Here is a 19,636-nt window from a genome sequence, read left to right on the forward strand (position 1 = left end):
ATATGGAATCGGCTTCTCCAGGTCTGCGCGTTCTCGGCAGGCTCCGACTGTCCCGACTTACCGACGAGTCGACCTCGATCGAACGTCAACGCGAGGCGGTTCAGCGGTGGGCCGAAATCCAGGGCCACACCGTGGTCGGCTGGGCCGAGGATGCGGACGTATCTGGTGCAGTCGACCCGTTCGATACTCCGCAGCTAGGCCAGTGGCTGAACCATCGTGTCGAGGACTACGACGTCATCGCCGCGTGGAAGCTCGACCGGCTCGGTCGTAACGCAATCCAGCTCAACAAGCTGTTCGGCTGGTGCATGGACCACAACAAGACGCTGGTTTCCTGCTCTGAGTCTATCGATCTCGGCTCGTGGGCTGGTCGGATGCTGGCCGGCGTCATCGCCGGCCTTGCAGAGGGGGAACTGGAGGCTATCCGCGAGAGGGCAAGGGGCTCCCGTGTGAAGCTGAGGGAGTCGGCTCGGTTCGCAGGTGGCAAACCCCCGTTCGGGTACCGCAAGAAGCAGCGTGCTGGTGGCGGCTGGATGCTTGAGATCGACAAGGTGGCGGCTGACCTGGTCGGGGAGATCGTGGCCGACGTGCTGGACGGTAAGCCCGTGTCTCGAGTCGTGTCGAAGCTGAACGATGACGGGTACAGGACGCCACGGGACTACTACGAGACGGCAAAGGTGGGGAAGCCGTCGCTGAAGTTGGCAGCGGGGGAGAAGAGGGCTTCGGAGTGGCGGTCTACTGCGCTCCGCAACCTGCTGACGAACCCGGCCCTGCGTGGATATGTCCACCACAAGGGCCAGGTCGCACGCGGAGACGACGGGATGCCCCTGCAACTCGCGGATGAGCCGCTGGTGGATGCCGACGAGTGGGAGGCCCTCCAAGCGATATTCGACGGTCACCGAGAGCGTCGTAGCCACTACCGGCGACCGGATGCCAGCCCGTTGGTCGGGCTCGTCTACTGCTACTGGTGCCACTCTCCGCTGTGGCACAACCGCACCGTCTCCAGGGGGCACGAGTACTTCTATTACCGCTGCCCGAACATCCAGAAGCATGAGCGGGCATCGATGATCCCTGCCGACCAGGCCGAGAAGGCCGTAGCGGAGTCGTTCCTGGATGAGGCCGGCGACCTGCCGGTGATGGAGCGAGTGTGGGCTCCGGGCGATTCGACCGAGCGGGAGCTCAGGGACGCAGTCGCGGCGCTGGACGAGCTCACCGAGGTGCTGGGGACTCTCGGGTCAGCAACCGCACGCCAGCGCATCACGCGGCAGATCACCGCGCTGGACGAGCGGATCCGGAATCTTGAGACGCAGCCGGTTCGAGAGGCTCGATGGGAGTACAAGCAGATCGGCGGCACATACCGCGACGCCTGGGAGGCGTTAGGGGAGGCTGAGCGGTGGCAGCTCATCATGAAGTCAGGGATGACGTTCGGGTTCGGTCTCACAGACCGAGGGCGAGGGCCAGACTCCGTGTGGGTCAGCAGCGTCTACACGCCCGAGCCCTTGAGGCAGACGCTGGTCTCGGGAGTGACCCAGCGTCGTACGTTGGCCGACAATGACCCGCACCGCGACGTGGACCCGGCTGATCACACCAAGCTCCTGCCGGAGCACTGGGCGACGATGCGAGAGGCCGGCATCCGGGGAATCGAGACCCACGAGGACAGGACCGTCGTTGTCCTGAAGTCCGGCGAGCAGGTCGAGACCCCGAACTGGCTCGGCGAGATCGGTATTTCGGAGATTACGAACGACGACGATGTGCGGATCGTGTGGACCATCGACGGCAGAGGCTTCTACCACCAGCCATCCGGGGAGTGGATCGAGGTTCCGCTGGGCGAGTCCGAGGAGTGACCTAGCTCGACGCTCCCCCGCCCATTTTGGCCGCAAGGCGCTGTGCCATTTCCCATTCGGCCTCGGGGGCGTCTGGACCTTCAATCTCATGCTGTATGGCCTTGATCGCCTTGGCGGTCAGCACGCCGCCCGCCTTACCGGGGATCGAGGTGAGCATCCCTGCCTTACGGGCACGGTGCAGGTGCTGCCTCGCAGTGTCGCGGGATCGACCGGTCATCTCGGCGAGCTTCGCCGCGACCGAGCTTTCTCCCGAGCCAACCAGAGCCACGTACGCCTCGGCGAGCAGGGCGAGGTATCCGTCAGCCACTCCGTCGCGAGCAAGAGTCTCTTGTAAGCCCTCCGCTCGCGAGTTCATGACCTCTTCCTTCGTCCACGGGGACAACCACTTCGGCGAATTTGCCGAGTCGATAGGTTTCGGCGTCACGATTCTTTGCACTTGCCAGTCTGACCTGGCCGCTGGGAAATCGATCTGACGGAGAACCGTAGATGACAGACCGCCCAGCAATTGGTCATCCGTTGCGTCCGGTGCCGCCGTGATCGTGATGGACACCGGGCCTACCTGGAATGAGTCGTCGGGCCAACCCAACTCGACCTGCCACGGACCGATCCGCTGCACAACGGAAACGTCGACGTCGCGTCTACCTGCTCGATCCGAACTCGTCACGCCTGTCACATTACCCCGGGCGACATACGTCTGGCGATGTGTTAGCGATTCAGGTCACATCGGCATTAACACCTTGACCGACATGTGTCGACCATGCCAATGTTCACGGGTCGTCGATGACGCGGTCCAGATCCGGACCAACCCACGGCAGCGGGACGAGCTGCCATGAACAACAACGAGATGACTTTGACCTACTACGTGATGGTGGCCGCGTGAGCGCGCCGACGTTCGACCGCGAGTTGATCGACGCGGCTAGTGATCTGCGCTACGGAAATCCTGCGGGCTGGCAGCAGTTCCTCGCGGAGCATCCGGAGCTGGCAGCCGAGGCTGAGAAGCCAAAGGCCACGAAGGATTCCAAAGGAACCGGCAACTCCAAGGGTCTCGCACCGTATCGGTGCTGGGAGCACCTCGACCGGGGTCGATGGGAGCGAAGGAACGTCGACACATGGCCGGAGGGCCTGGACCCAAGCGGTTACGCCGTCAGCCAGAAGGACGCAACGAACCAGAACCAGCTCGAGGTCTGCCGATCGTGTGGCAACCCGCTGGAGCTGCCAACCGAGCCCGATGGGGTTGTGCACCGCAACGCCGGCGCTCAGCCGGAGTATTGCTCGGAGCGTTGCCGCAAAGACGTCAAGAACGCCCGCGACCGTGCTCGACGGGCGGAGGAGAGTCCTCGTCGAAAGCTGCCTCGGCGGCTGCCGGAATTGTCGACGATCACGGTCGCGGGGATCGGCGAGATGGACATTGCACCGACGGAGTGGAGCCGGCTACAGCCTCGGCGAGATCCCGAGATGTTCAAGCCGGTACCAGCACCCCGCGAGCGACTGCCGTACCTGCACCACAATGCCCGGTCTCGTCAGATCACCTCGATCGAGGCCCGTGAGGTCCTCGTGGAGCTGTCGCAGCCGTATAGCCCCGAGCGTGAGGGATACCCGCTGCCGATCCACCAGGCGATCATCGACCTGCGCCGTCGACCGACGTGCCGGAATCCACTGTCGAGCGCGGACCGGATCGCCCGCAGGTACGGCACAGGAGGTACCCCGAAGCCGCTCGCTCTGACGCCGGGATGGGATCGAGTGGCGTCGCGATGGAAGTTCTTCCCGCGTAGCCGGTGCAGCGAATACGCCTTGATCAGGGGAGAACGCACTACATGGCGTGTCTCACATTGCATTTCGGCATGATCAGGGTCAAAAGCGCGCACGTGGTTCATTAGAAGTAGAGGGGTACACCCCCCGCGCGGCGTGCCGCTCGGCAGCTCCGCTAGAGCGCCGCCGGCGGAAGAGCGGCGGTGCGTTCTCTCCCTTCCCGCCGACCGCCTGAACCCCACGCTGGTCCACCTGCGTCAGCGTGTGAGCCGTCCGCGTGATCGGACGGATAAGGGACGCCTAGCCCGTGTCCCGTCTCCTGAGGGTCGCCCCCGGTCTGTCTCGTCGGACAGCAGACCCGGGGGCGTTCTCGACCCACAACGACTACCCGTATTCGATCCGAAGGAGGTGGCACATGCCTGCCTACAGATGCACTGAACACCCGCACGACGGCCCCACCGTCGAAACGGACGATGCCAGGTCTGCCAGAAGGCAGCCCGCAAGCGGTACGCAGTCCGCTGCCGCGACGCGCTGAGGGCACTCAAGGCCGATCTGACGAACTGACCCCACACCAGCCGGACCACCTGGTCCGGGACCGCAACCACGCCGGCATCCGGCGCATAACCGACCTGAGGAGGTCAATCGTTTGAGCCACACCATCGACATCGCGAGGCGGTTCCCGCGCTCCACGACCAAGGAAGCGTACGAACGATCGAAGCAAGCCGAGCGATGGGTGTTCCCTGAGCTGGTCAGTTCATCAATCACGATGATCTACGGAAGGTCGAACGTCGGTAAGTCGTACCTGGTGTGTTCGATGTTGCTCTCCTTGCTGGTCGAAGACCGGGAGTTCCTGGGAACTCAGCCAGCGGACAATACGAAACTGTGGAAACCGGCGATTCTGTGGACGGACCCCGGTTCCGATGAGGAGTACGGGGAGCGCATCCACAAGGCGCTGCCGGAAGGCGTCGAGGTCGACGTACCGGTCTTCCACATCGGGCGCACTGCACGATCGGACGAGTGGGAGACCCTCACGGACCATCTCGTCAGCGAAGGGGTCAACTTCGTGGTGGTCGACAACCTCATGGGTGCCACCGGAGACACGAACGATGCCCTGGTTGTGACGACCGTGTTCGACGGACTCACCAGGCTCACGAACCAAGGTGTTCCCGTCGTAGTGCTTCACCATGAGTCCGAGAAGGGGCAGGTTGTCGCCGGTGCTACCTCAATGGGCGCATCGGTAGCAGTGCAGAAGTCTCGCGTCTGGATTCATGCGCGGCAGACTTCCCGTCGCAAGCTCCGTGGCGGGAACACTGCGTTGGTGGTCCAGTCGAACATGCTCGACCAACCGCGTGAAGTCATCGCGGAGCCGATGCAAGGTCCGGACTACCGGGTCCTGTCGCAGGGGCCGTGGGTGTCGCGTTCCGAGTCGGAAGCTGAGAAGCCGAAGCAATCCCGCGAGAAGGCCACGTTGGACACGAACCGGGCAATGGCCGAGTGGGTGGTTGCCAACTGCCAGGGCATCGGCGTGAATGCCGCTGCTCCGCTGCTGGCAGCCGAGTTCGGCAAGTCCGCATGGACTTGCAGAGACCAGCTCATTAAGGGCGGAGTGTCGAAGGTGCTCGCTCGCACCGGTAGTGGGCCGACGACGACCTGGGAGCTGGCCGCGTAGTGGTGGTGGTAGTGGTTTCCCCCTTAGGTGGTTCGTTCCTCACCACCACCCCCACTTCTCAACCGCTTGGTAGCGGTTGGGGGATCAGATGACTAGGCCGGTATAGACCGGCCCTCATCTCATGTGATCGACCTCGATCACGTGAATCACTGGCAGCCGTCTGGATGCGGCTGCCACTCAGATCAATCCGATGGATCACCGGAGCGCCGGTGATTCTTCATTCGGGTTGTCCCGAGGAGGACAACCGAACCCCATCGGTCACCACGAGACGGGTGGTGACCCAGGGCTGCCAACAGGCAGCTCTCATCGGGGTGTGCCGAGAGCACATCCCACAACAGTTAGGAAGATTATGTACGACACCATCAGCACCGCCCACACAGTCAGCAACTGGAGCAGCTTGGGCGTCAAGCTCCCCAAGGAACTCTCGACCGCCGTCGACGTGTTCGAAGCGATCCGTTGGGTCGAGACCGGCCACACGGTCGAGTTCGACCTGGCCGACATCACCGCGGCCAACGCAGAGGAGAAGCTTATCGATTTCGCCAACCGGCTTGTACCCGCGCTGAAGACAGGCGATCACCTCAGCCGCACCCCGCTGGACGAGGCCAAGCATCGAATGCTCGACGAAGCCGCCCGTGAAGTGCTGGGCAAGGCGACTGAAGCCGTTCCAGTCGTGATCGAGCAGCTGACGCCGGAGTTCGAAAAGCGTGCAGCGGCGTACATCGCCGCCGTCGGCGAACTCCCCGACAAGGTCGATTCCGACTCGCTGGTGAAGGCGGGTCCTGCTGCAGTGACCGCGTATGCGACTGCACAGACTGAAGCTGCTTGGCTCAACCAGGTTTCGTCCTGGGTCGCTGGGACCAGAAACCTTCCGGGCTTCGCCGGCCTCGATGTCGAGGTTGCGCTTCGCATCCTGCGGCCTGCGGATGCGTTGCAGCTCGCCAAGCTCGACGCCGCTCAGTACAAGAACAATGTCGATTCGACGTTGCATTCGCTCAATCCCATGTTCTACACCGCAGCTCGCGAGGGCATCGAGTTCGGGATCAACACACTGCGCGAGTGCGCCGAGATCCGGCAGTCGTCGGAGGAGGTCAACAGCCGCGTGACGATCGTCCACTGAACAACCCACGTATCCCGAGCGGCCCCCGGCGACCGACCTCCGGGGGCCGCTCACGCCACCACAACACCAACTGCAAAGGCAGGAGACTCAATGACAACCCGTAGGAACCTCAGTGCGGCAGCACTGCTGATCCGCCAGATCAACTCGACCAATCGGAAGCCCGACGCCATCCAAGGCGGCCTTGCTCAGGCGGTCGGTCGCAGGCTAGAGGAGCGGCACGTCACGGCGGTTCCCGGCCTCCCCGACGATAAGCCGGAACCAGAGTGGTACGACATCGCCATCGAGGTCCACCGCCGGCACGAAGAGTTCGTCGCCGAACGCGAGGCCAAGCAACAAGCCGAACAGCATGCAGCGCAATCGACACCGGACTTGATCCGTACAGCACTCGCCGGGGCCACCCGGCAGCGTTCATCGACCATGCCGCTCAACGGCACTCGCGTCCTCCACGCGGCACTGGCCGGCGGGGGCGGGACAATAAACAGCACTCGCCCGTGACACAGCGACGTCAGTGAATTGGGATCGTCGAGGGCCCGGTCCGCATCAGAACCGGGCCCCTCGGGGCAAGTGTTACTAGCCTCGCGCTTTCGCGCTGACTGAGCGGGCGCCCGTGTCGGAAACGAACAATGGTGCCCTGAACAGGAACAATTCGACTTGCTGGGGGTCGAGTTTCAACCAGTTCGAGGAGCACCATTCAGGTGGCAGGTCTACGTCCCCTGCCCCTATGTGTCCGCATCGGCCACCGGGCCGGGGTCGTGTCGCAGGCCGAAGCGGTCCGGCTGAGGAGGGGACTTTTGCAATCAAGGCCGTGACGGTTGCTTGGATCCCTGGCCTCCTCATGGCCCAATTGTCTGACCTCACTCGGTCGATTCAAGGGGAAGTCGCCGGGACACGAGAGAGCGGCTTCCGTGGGCTACATACACCACCCTGAATGCACAGACGAGACCAAAGCCATCCTGTCGTACGCGAAACTTATCGTCTTCGGAGTGACTACATCTATCGCTATCTGCTTCACCGTATACGACCTGCCCACCAGCGACGCTGAAGTGATCGCTCAATTGTTCGAGGAGGTGCTGAAGGAGACGCAACTGGACAGCGACACGATCATCGCCTTGCGAGACAGTGAAGACGGGACCCGACGTGACGTGCGCGTGTTCTCCGAGGATTGGGTAGGTTTCAGCGGATTTTACAGGTGGCGCCCGCCCTTCGAGGAGTCGTTGCAGCGTCGAGTGACCGAGGCGGTGCCGCATGCAAAGGTGTCATTCGAATGGGACTACCGCGACGAAGACCAATGACGGCATGAATAGCAAACGGCCCCCAGTCGCGTGGGCGACCGGGGGCCATCGCGGTGCACAGCGCCCTGAGCTACTCCGAAACGATACGGCTGTCTTACGGGGCCAGTCCGTCGCTCGAGCGGGGAAGCCCGAGTTGAGTCTTGACGTTCTCGGCGGCCTGCTTCACAGGTGCACGGTTGGTTGCAATTTTTCCATCGTTGGACACGATGTTGCCCTTCCAGATCGCCGCATCTCTCCGCCAATCGATTTCCCTGGCCAGCCGCTCGTACTGCTTCGTGCGCCATTCCTCTCCGGCCACTTCTTGCATCAACCGAGCAGTGCTGGGCACGCCTGGCGCCGTACCCGACCGACCTCCCGCAGTCGGAGGCGCATCGGCCACCTCCTGCCTAGGTCGACTGGCTGTGGTCCCGACCGACGACGACTACAACCCAAAGACCGAGCGCATCACTCGTCGTTAGCGTCCTCATAGACGAGGACTTCAAAGTCCTCGTCATCCGAGTAGCGCCACTCACAGGACGCCCACGCCGCCGGATTCGCTTCCGCCACTATCTGCTTTATGGCTTCCTGCACCGACTCTTGCCAATCCTCGAACGACATTTCCCTATTGCGCTCCAGGTATACGTCGTAGTCAAGACCGGCATGCCAAGCGAACGACCCCCCTGGATAGCGATCCAGGAATACGTCGTAGTCAAGATCGGCAGTCCAGCCGGACATCATCCACTGATCCTCGCCCTCGGGTTCGAGCTGTCCGTAATTCGGCTCCAGCCCCTCTCGCTTCATCAGCGCACGGATTGCGGGCAGTACCAAATTGGCCTGCTGCGTAGTGAGAGGAGCCCGAAGTTCGAAGGAGAAACGAAACAATCTCTGCACGAGCCGGAATCCTAGAGCAACAGACCGACAACCCAGATCCATACACCCGGAATTACCCCATCCTCCCTCATGGCGCCCGCTGATCTGACTTCGATACGGTCGAGTAAAGGGCGCTTCGCGTCACTCCGTGATGCCTATCGGCCCCCTTGACTAGCCCTTCCCTCAGCGCAGAGATGGCCAGTATGAGGAAGCAGGGAGAGGGAAGTCACCGGGGGCGGCAAGGCAGCAGAACGGCAGCGGGAGCACCGGTACGGCCTAGAACAGGACGGTATGGGAAGGCATCGGTTGCCAGCTCAACGGCACCGGGTGAGACCACCCAACACACCGGAGCAACGTTCACGGCGAGGACATCGCGATCCCACTGGGACGTCACATCGAGACATCCACGGCGGCAGCGGCGTTCGCGGCCTCGCGGGTGTGGTCGTACCGTGGCGGGGGCAAGAACCGTGTCTTCGGGGCCGTCCCGCTGGCAGGCCCAGGTCGATGGGCACAGCCGTACGAGGGAGTCACTCTCTACACCAACGACTCCCGCATCCTGTTCCTGAAGATCGACGGAAGTGACGAGTCGAGGGAGACCCGCACCCAGCTGATCCGTGCGCTCGACAAGGCGTTCAAGGCGGGCCAGACCGCCCCCGAGGCGTTCGAGCGGCTCCGCAACGGTGCGCCCGTCACCACGGGCGACCTATCCGCGTTGGCATGAGCTGGGGCGAGTCCACGAGCTGCTCAGTACGTGCCCGATAGGCCGGCTACTCCTGGAAGAGGGCCAGTAAGCCGCCGTCCCCGATCACGGGGATGTCCTGGATCGAGTGAATCTCACCCTTTGAGGCACAACACGGGTTCGCCAGCACCAGGTTCGACTCGCTGCGTTCCTCGCCGAGTACCGCTGCAAAGAACGCGTCCAGGCCGTCGAGAGCCGGCCGAGTCCCGTTGTCGTCAGTCTGCCTCGGCACATCGTAGGTCCAGGGTCCGACAACACCGGGCCGACGACTCTCGATCCCTTGTTTCCGCAGTTCAGGCACCCCAGGGAGGGGATCCCCGGCCCCCATCCTGACCGGGTGGTTATGCGGTTGAGCCATCGTGTACGGGTTTCCAAGTCGATCAGCACAGCCGGCGGCGGCAAGGCTCGACAGCCGGGAGCGTGTTCGGCGCATTGGGGGGCGCTTCTCACGAGCGGCTGACGTAACCACGCTGTCGTAACCACGCTGTGGGCCAAGGAGCCCGAACCCCCGGGTACCGGCATGCTCTCCTTCCCGGCCAGCAACAGGTCCATCCACTTCGGTGTCCACCCTGCCGAGGTACGCGCTGCGATCGAGCTTGCGCGGACCGCTGGCTGGTCCCCGGAGAACTTTCGCCAACACTGTTTCGCTTGGACCACCCCGGACCGCCCGTAATCAGGCAGGCCAGGCGCCACTTAAGTTGCCGGGACGCTACAAACCAAACAGAGGACTTGGGAGAGAACTAGGCAGGGCACTGGACCGAGCGATCAGAGGCGGAATAGTGCAGTCGGATCGGAGGCAGTCACCGAGTTCAGCGCTGGCCAGTGTCGGTGCTCATCGTTACGGTGCGTGGATGGGCATCTACATCAGCTTCGCTTTGGCCGACGTCGCCAAGATCGAGGCCGCGACCGGATCACGCGATGGCGAGCTGTTCGCCCGAATCGTCGAGGAGAACCGAGAAGACCTCGAAGCCGACCTCGAGGAGCGTGAGCCCGAGGAGATCACTGAACTCGAAGCATTGCGGAGGCTGATCTTCGACGAGGCCACCAGCAATGACTGGGACAACACCTTCAATGACGCTTACTGCACCTTGGCCTCTGGATTCGATTGCCGCTGGCTGGACGACCTCAATGCTGAGTGGGTCGAGTGGCTCGGCGAGGAGCTGGCAGCGCTGAACATCGACGCGGCCCGGCCCGACGATTTCACGGTAGGCCGTCATTGGTCCAACGCTGAATGCCGGAGCGTGTGGCAGCAATGGCTGACAGTCACCCCGGATCAGCGTGCCAGCCTAGACCCCAGAGCAACTGAGGCCATCAGCCTTTGGATGGGGTGGGTCCAGGAAGCGGCGTCCACATCGAATCTCGGAATCTTCGGAGTCTTCTATCCGCCGTGGTGATTTCACCCAACCCGGGGCAATCCCGAGGCCGAGGCCGAGGCAGTGTTGCGGGTCGTCCGCAACCCCGAGGGGTACACGTCGGAAACCGACGGCGGGTACTCGTACCAGTTCAACGGCGAGGCATCCTCGGGCAAGCGCAAGATCATCCCCGAGGAGCTGCAGATCCTCGGGATCCGACCGATCCAGGTCTTCACCACCGTCCCCAACCTAGTTGCACCCGTCCGAGGTCCGTTGTTCGGCTCCGGGGGCTATCCGTGGGGATAGCGGCCTCTATGCCTGTATGCCTGTATGCCTGTATGCCTGTATGCCTGTATGCCTGTATGCCTGTATGCCTGTATGTCTGTATGTCTGTATGTCTGTATGCCGTGATCACGTGACGTTCGACCAGTCGCATATGTGACTGTGCGTATATACGTCGTTACGTCGTTACGTCGCCACGTGGTCACGTCACCATGTGTGGATGCTCTCCTACACGGCGGAGCCCCAGGCTGTTGACCTGGGGCTCCTCTCGACTCCTCGACTCCTCGACTCCTGCTCACGTCGACTACGTGATGGTGCGGAAGTGAGCCGACCGCGTTCCATGCCCCTTCTAGCGGATCCTCAGTATTCCGGCCGGAGTTTCATTCGGCTTGACCTTAAGGTTTTCGACCGCTGCGATGATCTCGCGCACCGTCTGATACCGCTGTGTCGGGTCTGAATGAGAGCACTTCTGGATGATCTCGCCGAGCGGATCGGTGCCTGGCAGGAGCTGGTCGACGCCTTTGAAGATGTACGAAAGTACGAATCCGACCGACCAGATATCGTTGACTGGCGCAAACTCTTTGAACTTGACGAGTGCGGGATCCACATACGTTCCCCGGATATCGGTCTCCACTCTCGTGAAGTCGGAATCGCGCGGTTTCGCCAGGCCGAAATCCGAGAGCTTGACCGTGGCCGTCTCGTTGGAATACACGCGAAGCAGGATGTTCCCCATGCTCAAATCCCTATGACAGATGCCCTCTTCGTGCAGGTGATTCAGTCCGAAGAGGAACTGGAGCGCGATCCTCCGTCGGGTCTCGAAGCCGAACTTCGGCTGGTTATTTCGCCGCTTGATGTACTCCTTGAGCGTGCTCTCGCAGAACTCCATCGTGTAGGAGTTCTCCTCCTCGTTGTACCGGTAGACCTTGAGGATGTACAGGAAATCAAGGCCCTTCATGATCTGGTACTCACGACGGAACCGTTCGAGGTCCCGCTCGTCCGCCTCGCGTTTCAGCCTCTTCCTGGCGATCGTTAGGTCGTAGTTCGGGTCCACGAATTTGTGGACGAATGCGAAGGAACCTTCACCGACAAGGACGAGATTGACCTTCGAGTGGTCAGCTAGCTTTATCGCGGTGTCAGACAACCCGAACACCGTGTCGTACTTTTCCACCAGCACAGGCGTGAAGCCTTCGGGGATCGGACTTCCGTCGCTCGGACGCAGCCAAGTCTTGGAACCTTCAAGAGCCCGCTCATACTCCGGCGCGAGGGTGAGGGATCTTCCAGTCATCTCCAACGCGTTTTTCAACTCGCGCACTTCGTCAATTAGGTCCAGCAGTGTGCGACTATTTTGGGCGTTGAAGTGTCCCGACTGTCCATCGCGCGCCTTGCCATTCATGAAAACGAACTGGAGGTCGAGTCGCTCATGGATCGACGCGAACGCGTGCTTAAGAGTATCCCGACTTGCGAAGGGATTTCGGTGCCCGGTGTACAACTCGAGGTAGTCGAGATTGACTAGCTCGGCATTGTACTGCCTAAGGACCCGCTCTAGACGTCTCTCCGCTGGTGTAGTCACGCGTGCATCTTGTCATCGCCCGTCCGTATTCAAGCGATCGGCATGACGTGGGCCCGAGCGCCGATATCGAGGCCCTGTCGTGGCCGCCGCCCCAACTAGACGGACACCTAATGGGCGGCGGTGTTGAACCGAGCGGAGCACCACGGGTGCCGGAGTCGTAAACCCCACCCCGGAAATCTCCCACGAACCATGCCCCGATATCGCGTCACGGCAGCACCTGTAGCCCATCCGCAAAGTGCGAAGTAGGACCACCTCCCGAACCGGCCTCATGCCGGGAGAGAGTGGAGCGGAGGGAGGGCGGGGCGTACCCCGTACCGCACAAGGTACGGGAGCACATCATGCCGGTCGGTCGTCTCGCTCCGGTCGGTTGGTGTGAACGCAGCGCCGGGTATTACTCGGCTGCTGCCGGGACTGGGATGTTCCACGCGCTCGTACGGCTACCACAGCCGTTCCCGCTCGAGTCCGCCTTTACCGGGTGAGCTACGTGTGATCGAGAAAGGGTGCAGTGGCCCCTCTGACGGGCGACGGCACCGCTGGTGAAGCGGCCTACCCGTTGGGAAACCCACGGGCACAGGAGTTTGGAGCGTTGCGGAGGGGAGCGCCTGGCGTACCGGAGTGGCCGGCAGCACGAAACCGACCCGCAAGGCCGCACAGGTGCTGGTGGGAAACCTGCACGACCCAACGGGCCGCTACGGAGTGACGCGGTAGATGCGGTGGGTACCGGACTCGAACCGGGCGACGGTGGCCCCGTCCTCGTCGGTCCAGACTTCGACGACCGGGTCATTCGAGATCCGGGCTACGCAGTTGATGCGCTCCCGAATGAATCGGGATGCGCCTGCAAGGGAGTCGATGGCCCCGAGTGCGACACGCTCGGGGTACGCGCTCTCGACCTCGCAGGTGATGGTGAATCCGCTTGTGGGCGTGGTTATGCTGCGTGAACGGTGCATGACGGGTTCCCTCCGTTGTGGACCTAGGCCCTCGGACGGTGTTCGCACCACCGCCGGGGGCTGTTCAGGTTTTGTGGAGGTTGCTGTCCGACTCGTGGAACATCAATCGGAACACCGCATCAGCTTGCCACCGGAGGTGGCGGGCCGTTCACGGACCCAGGTGTCCCGATCGCCGCCCCGGGATGAAGATCTTCACTGGACGGGGCTACCGGGACGGTGCTGGTCAGCGAGTTCCGCCAACGGCCGATGATCGGGACGCGCCGGCGAAGTTCCTCCGTCGGGAAAGGATGATCGCGGGATGGACCGATTCGTGCTGTGATTGTTTGTGTCAGACGGCGCTGCCGGCTGGGTCACGGCGGCGATCTTGGTAGGCCTTCGGAAGGCATAACGATGGGCATCATCGCCGATCCAATCCCCGGTGGCGACACGCTGCCGTTCCCACCACCCCCACCCGGCAGCATCGCCGGACGCACGATGCAGGAATCGACATATCGGCCACGACCGAAGGTGCGCCGACTGCCCGAAGACACACCCAACGTGCTGATCGTCTTGATAGACGACGCCGGACCAGGACTGCCGGACACCTTCGGTGGCGAGGTCCGCACCGACACCCTGAGCCGGATCTGCGCGGAGGGGGTGTCCTACAACCGATTCCACACGACTGCGATGTGCTCGCCGACGAGGGCGTCCCTGCTGACCGGCCGCAATCACCACCGCGTCGGCAACGGCCAGATCGCCGAGTTGGCCAACGACTGGGACGGCTATTCCGGACACATTCCCGGCTCCAGCGCCACCGCCGCGACGGTCCTGCGGCATTACGGCTACAGCACCGCCGCGTTCGGCAAATGGCACAACACCCCCGCGGAGGAGACCACCGCCGCTGGTCCGTTCGGCAACTGGCCGACCGGGCTGGGCTTCGACTACTTCTACGGATTTCTTGCCGGGGAGGCCTCCCAGTACGAACCCAACCTGGTCCGCAACACGACCCTCGTCGCGCCCCCGAAGACCCCCGCACAGGGCTACCACCTGAGCGCGGACCTCGCCGACGACGCGATCGACTGGCTGCGCAAACACAAGGCGTTCGACGCAGACAAGCCGTTCTTCCTGTACTGGGCGAGCGGCTGCCTACACGGGCCGCACCACATCATGAAGGACTGGGCCGACAGGTACGCGGGCAAGTTCGACGACGGCTGGGACGCCTACCGGCAGCGGGTCTTCGCACGGGCCAAGGACAAGGGATGGATCCCACCCGAGGCGGAGTTGACCGAACGGCACCCGGACATGGCGGGATGGGACGACATCCCCGACGACGAGAAACCGTTCCAGCGGCGGCTGATGGAGGTCGCGGCGGGGTTCGCAGAACACTGCGACGTCCAGGTCGGTCGCCTCGTCGATGAGGTGGACCGGCTCGGATATGGCGAGAACACCCTGGTCTTCTACATCTGGGGCGACAACGGATCCTCCGGCGAGGGACAGAACGGGACCATCTGCGAACTGATCGCCCAGAACGGCATCCCCACCACCGCGGCGCAGCACATCGCCGCGCTCGACCAACTAGGCGGACTCGACGCGCTGGGGTCCCCGAAGACCGAGAATCAGTACCACGCCGCCTGGGCCTGGGCGGGCAGCACGCCGTTCAAGGGACTCAAGCTGCTTGCCTCACACCTCGGCGGCACCCGCAACCCGCTGGCGGTCCGCTGGCCGGCGACCATCACCCCCGACCCGGTGCCACGCGACCGCTTCCTGCATTGCAACGACATCGTCCCCACCATCTACGACATCGTGGGGATCGCCCCGCCCCGGGTGGTGGACGGATTCCCGCAGGACCCCCTCGACGGAGCCGGTTTCGCGGAGACCCTCCTCGACCGCGACGCGCCCGGCGGCAAACGCACGCAGTACTTCGAGGTCATGGGCAGCCGCGCCATCTACCACGACGGCTGGATGGCGTCGGCATTCGGCCCGCGAGTGCCGTGGCTGCCCGGCCTGCCGCCAGGCATCACCGACTGGACCCCCGACGACGACGTGTGGGAGCTCTACCACCTCGACGACGACTTCACCCAGAACCACGATCTCGCCGCGCAACGCCCAGACAAACTCGCCCAGCTTAAGGAGATCTTCGCGATCGAAGCGGCGAAGAACCACGCACTCCCGATCGGCGGCGGACTGTGGGTGCCGGTCCTGCACCCGGACCAACGCATCACCCCGCCCTACACACGGTGGGAGTTCCCCGGGCCCATCACTCGGATGCCCGAGTTCTGTGCCCCCGCGTTGGGCAACAAGAACAACCGCGTCACCCTCGAAGTCAGCATCCCGGACCAGGCGGACGGTGTCCTCTACGCGCTCGGCGGCGCCGGCGGCGGACTGACCTGCTACCTCGACGACGGGTACCTCTGCTTTGAGTACAACCTGTTCATCCTCATGCGCACCAAGATCCGGTCGGCGACCGCAGTGACCACCGGCAGGAAGACAATCGAGACAATCACCGAATTCACCGAACCGCGGCCCGGCGGGCCGCTGCACATCACCGTCTGCGTCGATGGTGAACAGGTCGCCGACGGCATCGTCCCGATCAGTGTGCCCCTGATCTTCACCGCCAACGAATGCCTCGACATCGGCACCTGTCTCGGCTCGCCGGTGTCTCTGGATTACTACGACCGGGCGCCGTTCCCGTTCACCGGCCACATCGAGAAGATGCTGGTCGAATACATCTGAGCGGTCAGATAGGGGGGCATAGCGAATCCCTACTGATCCCGGGTACAGGTGGCGGGCCGTTCAGCGCCCCGGGCCGCCGATCGGTCGTATCGTCGAGACAGACCCCGATTGGAGGCCGACATGGACATGCCGCCCGAGGCTCGTCGCCACATCGCAGAGGATCACATCGCCTGGTTGACCACCGTTACCGACAGCGGAGCGCCGGCACCGAACCCGGTCTGGTTCGTGCCGGACGGTGACGATCTGGTGGTGTTCAGCGCCCCTGGATCGCGGAAGGTGCACAACATCGCCGAGCGACCGACGGTCACCCTGAATTTCAACTCCGACCGCACGGCGCCGACATCGTCGTCATCAACGGCACCGCGTCGGCGACGCCGAACAAGAAGTCGAGCGGCCTGCGTGCCTATCTCGACAAGTACGAGGCCAGCATCACCGGTGAACTCGGGACCACGGTCGAGGAGATCGACCGGGTCTACAGCACCGAACTGCGGATCACCCCGACCCGGGTGCGCCTGACGCCTCCGGCCTGATCGGCGCCGAGTAGCAGACCGGGTGCCGCGGGCGGTCGGCCACCGCCGCGCCGCCGCGCCGGTGGGTGGGGGCAGGATGGCCACATGGCATCGGAACACCCCGAGGAATTCGTCGGCGAGGACTTCTCGGACGCGCGTTTGCCGCGTCAGAATTGGCAGGATCGGCACTACACCGGCTGCAACTTCCGTGACGCGGACCTCAGCGAGCTGCGCACGGAACGGGTGGTGTTCACCGACTGCGACTTCACCGGCGCGGACCTGTCCGGTTCGCATCACACCGTGACGGCGTTCCGGTCCTGCACCTTCAATCGGACGCGGCTGTGGCACAGCGTGTTCCGGAGTTCCAGCCTGCTCGGTTCCAACTTCCAGGACTGCCGCATCCGGCCGATCGAGTTCGACGAGGTGGACTTCACGCTCGCCTCGCTCGGCAAGGCCGACCTTCGTGGGGTCAACCTCACCGACTGTCGACTGCGCGAGGCCAACCTCGTCGACGCCGACCTGCGGCAGGCCGTGCTGCAGTCCGTCGACCTGTTCGGCGCCCGCACCAGCGGCCTGCGGCTCGAGGGTGCGGACCTGCGCGGTGCGCACGTCGATGCCGCACTGTGGACGAGCGCCAAGCTGGACCAGACGAAGATCGAGATGACGCAGGCGATCGCGATGGCCGCCGCGCACGGATTGATCGTCGAGCCCTAGCGACTCCCGTCCGCCACGATGTCGGCGTCCTCGGTCGCGGTGGCAACCAGGTCCGCCGGTTCGGCGAGATGCCCGCAGTCGCACACGAGACGAGCGGTCACGGTCCCGCCGCATCCGGCATGGTGGAGCCGGAATGCGCCGCCCGTGCTCGCGTAGCGGTCGCCCCATTGCATCAGGGCGATCAGGACGGGTAACAGTGCGCGGCCCTTGGAGGTGAGCACGTACTCGTCCCTGGTGCGCGAACCCTCCTCTCGATAGGGGCGCCGCTCGAGCAGTTCCTCGTCGACGAGCCCCTTCAATCGCGAGCTCAACGCGGCCTGGGGGATCTCGAGGTCCGCCCGCATCTCATCGAATCGCGTCACGCCGTAATGCGCCTCGCGCAGCACGAGCAGGAAGTCGCCGACACCCGCTTCCTGACGGCCGGACGGACCTGGGCGGAGCTGAAGCCCGTCTTGTACCCCGAGGGCTGACGGGCCCTGCGCCTCAGCGCACGAACTCGCGCGCCAGCAAGTCCATCAGTAGCCCGTCGTCCCAGGTGCCTTCCTTGTTCTTCTCGTACTCGCGCATCACCCCAACGTCCTTGAAGCCCACCTTGCGGTAGCAGGCGATCGCGGGGGTGTTGGCGAGCTTCGGGTCGATGACCAGCCGGTGGAACCCGTGGTCATCGATCAGATGAGCGCAGATGACCCGCACCACCTCGGTGCCGAGGCCCCGGCCCTGCGTCCCCGACGAGAGGAACAGGTCCAGCCCGGCGTGCCGGTAGTCGGGGTCCGGTTCGCAGTACCACTGGGCGAAGCCGATGACCTGGTCGTCCTCCAGCACGGTGTACTTGACGGTGTCCGGCTCCTCGACCTCGGGCCAGTCGTCGTCGGGAATCTGCCACCATCTGCGGACGTCGGGCTGGCGGTGGATCTCGCGCAGCCGGTCGCGGTGTTCGGGGCGGATCGCGGTCAGCACCACCCTCGGGCCGACGAGATCGGGTGCCTGTTCGGGAGTCGTTGCCATGCCATCCAGTCATACCTGAAACAATGGTGGCCGTGACTGCGACGATCCTGGATGGCAAGGCAACCCGCGACGAGATCTTCATCGATCTCAAAGCCCGAGTGGATGCGCTCAAGGCAAAGGGCATCACGCCCGGGCTGGGCACCGTCCTGGTCGGCGACGACCCCGGATCCGCCGCCTACGTGCGCGGTAAGCACAACGACTGCGCCAAGGTGGGGATCACCTCGATCCGGCGCGACCTGCCCGCCGACATCACCCAGGCCCAGCTCGAGGCCACCATCGACGAGCTCAACGCCAACCCCGAGTGCACCGGGTACATCGTGCAGCTGCCGCTGCCCAAGCACCTGGACGAGAACGCCGCGCTCGAGCGGATCGACCCGGGCAAGGACGCCGACGGGCTGCACCCGGTGAACCTGGGCCGGCTGGTGCTGGGCAAGGAGGCACCGCTGCCCTGCACCCCCCGCGGCATCGTGCACCTGCTCCGTCGTTACGAGGTGCCGATCAACGGTGCGCACGTGGTGGTCGTCGGCCGTGGCATCACCGTCGGCCGGCCGATCGGTCTGCTGCTGACCCGTCGCAGCGAGAACGCCACGGTCACCCTCTGCCACACCGGAACCAAGGACCTCGCGGCCGAGGTCGAGCGCGCCGACATCATCGTCGCGGCGGCCGGGGTTCCGGGACTGATCACCGCGGACATGGTCAAGCCGGGCGCCGCGGTGCTCGATGTGGGTGTCAGCCGGACCGCCGACGGTCTGCGCGGTGATGTCGACGACAGCGTCCGCGAGGTCGCGGGGTTCATCTCACCGAACCCGGGCGGCGTCGGGCCGCTGACGCGAGCCTTCCTGCTGACCAACGTCGTGGAGCGCGCGGAGCGGCTCGCAGCGGGCTCCGAGTAGAACCCGGCGATGACCGCTCAGACGTCCGCACCGACGGCGAACCGTTGGGTGCGCTTCGCTCGTAAGAACCTGCCCCTGTTGGCGGTGTTCACTGTGGTGCTCGTCGCGGTGGTCTTCGTGCTCGCCGACCGATGGCGTCGCGGTGCCTTCGTATTCGGGCTGGCGACGCTGCTGGCCGCCGGATTCCGGCTGTGCCTGCCCACCGAGCGGGTTGGGCTGCTCGCGGTCCGGGGTCAGCGCTTCGACGTGGGGGCGCTGACCGCGGTCGGCGCCGCGATCGTGTGGCTGGCGGTCTCGATCGATCCGTTGGGCACCGACTGAGGGGTGCCCTGATCGGGGCGCCCGTGGTTGCGGGCGCCGCGAGCGCGGTGCTGCCGCCGTCACGGCGGCAGCACC

22 protein-coding genes are annotated in these 19,636 nt (G+C 64.1%); 14 read left to right on the forward strand and 8 right to left on the reverse strand.

Annotated elements, in window-relative coordinates; translation table 11 throughout:
- Nucleotides 1–2 precede the first annotated feature (2 nt).
- Entirely contained in the window at nucleotides 3–1,841 is a 1,839-nt protein-coding gene (locus tag ABIC28_RS02120; RefSeq protein ID WP_354577299.1) for a recombinase family protein, read from the forward strand.
- Between the two features lies 1 nt (nucleotide 1,842).
- Here ABIC28_RS02120 and ABIC28_RS02125 read toward each other — a convergent pair whose 3' ends face one another.
- Nucleotides 1,843–2,391, reverse strand: a complete 549-nt coding sequence (locus tag ABIC28_RS02125) for a hypothetical protein (protein WP_354577301.1) — start codon at nucleotides 2,389–2,391, stop codon at nucleotides 1,843–1,845.
- Nucleotides 2,392–2,717: 326 nt separating this feature from the next.
- Between ABIC28_RS02125 and ABIC28_RS02130 the strand changes: the two genes are divergently transcribed.
- The 5 genes from ABIC28_RS02130 (at nucleotide 2,718) to ABIC28_RS02150 (ending at nucleotide 7,668) form a co-directional block, all read left to right on the forward strand.
- Entirely contained in the window at nucleotides 2,718–3,686 is a 969-nt protein-coding gene (locus ABIC28_RS02130; protein ID WP_354577303.1) for a hypothetical protein, read from the forward strand.
- Nucleotides 3,687–4,236: 550 nt separating this feature from the next.
- Nucleotides 4,237–5,259 (forward strand): AAA family ATPase, encoded by a 1,023-nt coding sequence (locus ABIC28_RS02135; RefSeq protein ID WP_354577305.1) that lies wholly within the window; start codon nucleotides 4,237–4,239, stop codon nucleotides 5,257–5,259.
- Between the two features lie 349 nt (nucleotides 5,260–5,608).
- Nucleotides 5,609–6,376 carry a hypothetical protein gene (locus ABIC28_RS02140; protein WP_354577307.1) on the forward strand — a complete coding sequence of 256 codons (768 nt, stop codon included), beginning with the start codon at nucleotides 5,609–5,611 and terminating at the stop codon, nucleotides 6,374–6,376.
- Between the two features lie 90 nt (nucleotides 6,377–6,466).
- Entirely contained in the window at nucleotides 6,467–6,871 is a 405-nt protein-coding gene (locus ABIC28_RS02145) for a hypothetical protein (RefSeq protein ID WP_354577309.1), read from the forward strand.
- Between the two features lie 488 nt (nucleotides 6,872–7,359).
- Complete coding sequence (locus ABIC28_RS02150) at nucleotides 7,360–7,668, forward strand: hypothetical protein (protein WP_354577311.1); 309 nt, start codon at nucleotides 7,360–7,362, stop codon at nucleotides 7,666–7,668.
- Between the two features lie 94 nt (nucleotides 7,669–7,762).
- On the opposite strand, the gene ABIC28_RS02155 is transcribed toward ABIC28_RS02150, so the two are convergent.
- Both ABIC28_RS02155 and ABIC28_RS02160 read right to left on the reverse strand, forming a co-directional pair.
- Nucleotides 7,763–7,996: a DNA sulfur modification protein DndB gene (locus tag ABIC28_RS02155; RefSeq protein ID WP_354577313.1), complete on the reverse strand. Its 234-nt coding sequence runs from the start codon at nucleotides 7,994–7,996 to the stop codon at nucleotides 7,763–7,765.
- Between the two features lie 116 nt (nucleotides 7,997–8,112).
- Nucleotides 8,113–8,538 (reverse strand): hypothetical protein, encoded by a 426-nt coding sequence (locus tag ABIC28_RS02160; RefSeq protein WP_354577315.1) that lies wholly within the window; start codon nucleotides 8,536–8,538, stop codon nucleotides 8,113–8,115.
- 415 nt (nucleotides 8,539–8,953) lie between these two features.
- Between ABIC28_RS02160 and ABIC28_RS02165 the strand changes: the two genes are divergently transcribed.
- Complete coding sequence (locus ABIC28_RS02165) at nucleotides 8,954–9,238, forward strand: hypothetical protein (RefSeq protein ID WP_354577317.1); 285 nt, start codon at nucleotides 8,954–8,956, stop codon at nucleotides 9,236–9,238.
- Between the two features lie 46 nt (nucleotides 9,239–9,284).
- On the opposite strand, the gene ABIC28_RS02170 is transcribed toward ABIC28_RS02165, so the two are convergent.
- A complete protein-coding gene (locus ABIC28_RS02170) occupies nucleotides 9,285–9,488 on the reverse strand; it encodes a hypothetical protein (protein WP_354577319.1) in 204 nt (67 codons plus the stop codon).
- A gap of 619 nt (nucleotides 9,489–10,107) precedes the next feature.
- Between ABIC28_RS02170 and ABIC28_RS02175 the strand changes: the two genes are divergently transcribed.
- A complete protein-coding gene (locus ABIC28_RS02175; protein ID WP_354577321.1) occupies nucleotides 10,108–10,650 on the forward strand; it encodes a DUF7691 family protein in 543 nt (180 codons plus the stop codon).
- Nucleotides 10,651–10,692: 42 nt separating this feature from the next.
- A complete protein-coding gene (locus ABIC28_RS02180) occupies nucleotides 10,693–10,914 on the forward strand; it encodes a Gp19/Gp15/Gp42 family protein (protein WP_354577323.1) in 222 nt (73 codons plus the stop codon).
- 325 nt (nucleotides 10,915–11,239) lie between these two features.
- Here the strand turns inward: ABIC28_RS02180 and ABIC28_RS02185 are convergent, their stop codons facing one another.
- Together ABIC28_RS02185 and ABIC28_RS02190 are read right to left on the reverse strand one after the other, a co-directional pair.
- Nucleotides 11,240–12,460 carry a protein kinase family protein gene (locus ABIC28_RS02185; protein WP_354577325.1) on the reverse strand — a complete coding sequence of 407 codons (1,221 nt, stop codon included), beginning with the start codon at nucleotides 12,458–12,460 and terminating at the stop codon, nucleotides 11,240–11,242.
- Between the two features lie 689 nt (nucleotides 12,461–13,149).
- Nucleotides 13,150–13,407, reverse strand: coding sequence for a hypothetical protein (locus ABIC28_RS02190; RefSeq protein WP_354577327.1), 258 nt, complete (start codon nucleotides 13,405–13,407; stop codon nucleotides 13,150–13,152).
- A 390-nt stretch (nucleotides 13,408–13,797) separates the two neighbouring features.
- Between ABIC28_RS02190 and ABIC28_RS02195 the strand changes: the two genes are divergently transcribed.
- From ABIC28_RS02195 to ABIC28_RS02205, 3 genes are all read left to right on the forward strand, one after another.
- Entirely contained in the window at nucleotides 13,798–16,119 is a 2,322-nt protein-coding gene (locus ABIC28_RS02195; protein WP_245221168.1) for an arylsulfatase, read from the forward strand.
- A gap of 126 nt (nucleotides 16,120–16,245) precedes the next feature.
- Nucleotides 16,246–16,635, forward strand: a complete 390-nt coding sequence (locus tag ABIC28_RS02200; protein WP_354577950.1) for a pyridoxamine 5'-phosphate oxidase family protein — start codon at nucleotides 16,246–16,248, stop codon at nucleotides 16,633–16,635.
- Between the two features lie 98 nt (nucleotides 16,636–16,733).
- Nucleotides 16,734–17,342, forward strand: a complete 609-nt coding sequence (locus ABIC28_RS02205) for a pentapeptide repeat-containing protein (protein ID WP_354577329.1) — start codon at nucleotides 16,734–16,736, stop codon at nucleotides 17,340–17,342.
- On the opposite strand, the gene ABIC28_RS02210 is transcribed toward ABIC28_RS02205, so the two are convergent.
- The gene (locus tag ABIC28_RS02210; RefSeq protein ID WP_354577331.1) at nucleotides 17,339–17,728 is read right to left on the reverse strand and encodes a winged helix-turn-helix transcriptional regulator; all 390 of its coding nucleotides are present in this window, start codon (nucleotides 17,726–17,728) and stop codon (nucleotides 17,339–17,341) included. The genes ABIC28_RS02205 and ABIC28_RS02210 overlap by 4 nt on opposite strands.
- A 97-nt stretch (nucleotides 17,729–17,825) precedes the next feature.
- On the reverse strand, nucleotides 17,826–18,347 hold the full coding sequence (locus ABIC28_RS02215; protein ID WP_179800459.1) for a GNAT family N-acetyltransferase: 522 nt from the start codon (nucleotides 18,345–18,347) through the stop codon (nucleotides 17,826–17,828).
- Between the two features lie 32 nt (nucleotides 18,348–18,379).
- On the opposite strand from ABIC28_RS02215, the gene ABIC28_RS02220 reads away from it, so the two are divergent.
- Together ABIC28_RS02220 and ABIC28_RS02225 are read left to right on the forward strand one after the other, a co-directional pair.
- Nucleotides 18,380–19,240, forward strand: a complete 861-nt coding sequence (locus tag ABIC28_RS02220; RefSeq protein WP_179800460.1) for a bifunctional methylenetetrahydrofolate dehydrogenase/methenyltetrahydrofolate cyclohydrolase — start codon at nucleotides 18,380–18,382, stop codon at nucleotides 19,238–19,240.
- Between the two features lie 9 nt (nucleotides 19,241–19,249).
- Nucleotides 19,250–19,561 (forward strand): DUF3017 domain-containing protein, encoded by a 312-nt coding sequence (locus ABIC28_RS02225; RefSeq protein ID WP_097210444.1) that lies wholly within the window; start codon nucleotides 19,250–19,252, stop codon nucleotides 19,559–19,561.
- Nucleotides 19,562–19,636 lie beyond the last annotated feature (75 nt).

This window comes from Rhodococcus sp. PvR044 (assembly GCF_040548995.1).
GTDB lineage: Bacteria > Actinomycetota > Actinomycetes > Mycobacteriales > Mycobacteriaceae > Rhodococcus_G > Rhodococcus_G oryzae.

Bases quoted from the DNA above. Each gene is read 5' to 3' on its own strand.
- ABIC28_RS02140 (WP_354577307.1), top strand. From the start codon at position 5,609: ATGTACGACACCATCAGCACCGCCCACACAGTCAGCAACTGGAGCAGC.
- ABIC28_RS02145 (WP_354577309.1), top strand. From the start codon at position 6,467: ATGACAACCCGTAGGAACCTCAGTGCGGCAGCACTGCTGATCCGCCAG.
- ABIC28_RS02225 (WP_097210444.1), top strand. From the start codon at position 19,250: ATGACCGCTCAGACGTCCGCACCGACGGCGAACCGTTGGGTGCGCTTC.
- ABIC28_RS02205 (WP_354577329.1), top strand. From the start codon at position 16,734: ATGGCATCGGAACACCCCGAGGAATTCGTCGGCGAGGACTTCTCGGAC.
- ABIC28_RS02190 (WP_354577327.1), bottom strand. From the start codon at position 13,407: ATGCACCGTTCACGCAGCATAACCACGCCCACAAGCGGATTCACCATC.
- ABIC28_RS02195 (WP_245221168.1), top strand. From the start codon at position 13,798: ATGGGCATCATCGCCGATCCAATCCCCGGTGGCGACACGCTGCCGTTC.
- ABIC28_RS02120 (WP_354577299.1), top strand. From the start codon at position 3: ATGGAATCGGCTTCTCCAGGTCTGCGCGTTCTCGGCAGGCTCCGACTG.
- ABIC28_RS02200 (WP_354577950.1), top strand. From the start codon at position 16,246: ATGCCGCCCGAGGCTCGTCGCCACATCGCAGAGGATCACATCGCCTGG.
- ABIC28_RS02215 (WP_179800459.1), bottom strand. From the start codon at position 18,347: ATGGCAACGACTCCCGAACAGGCACCCGATCTCGTCGGCCCGAGGGTG.
- ABIC28_RS02175 (WP_354577321.1), top strand. From the start codon at position 10,108: ATGGGCATCTACATCAGCTTCGCTTTGGCCGACGTCGCCAAGATCGAG.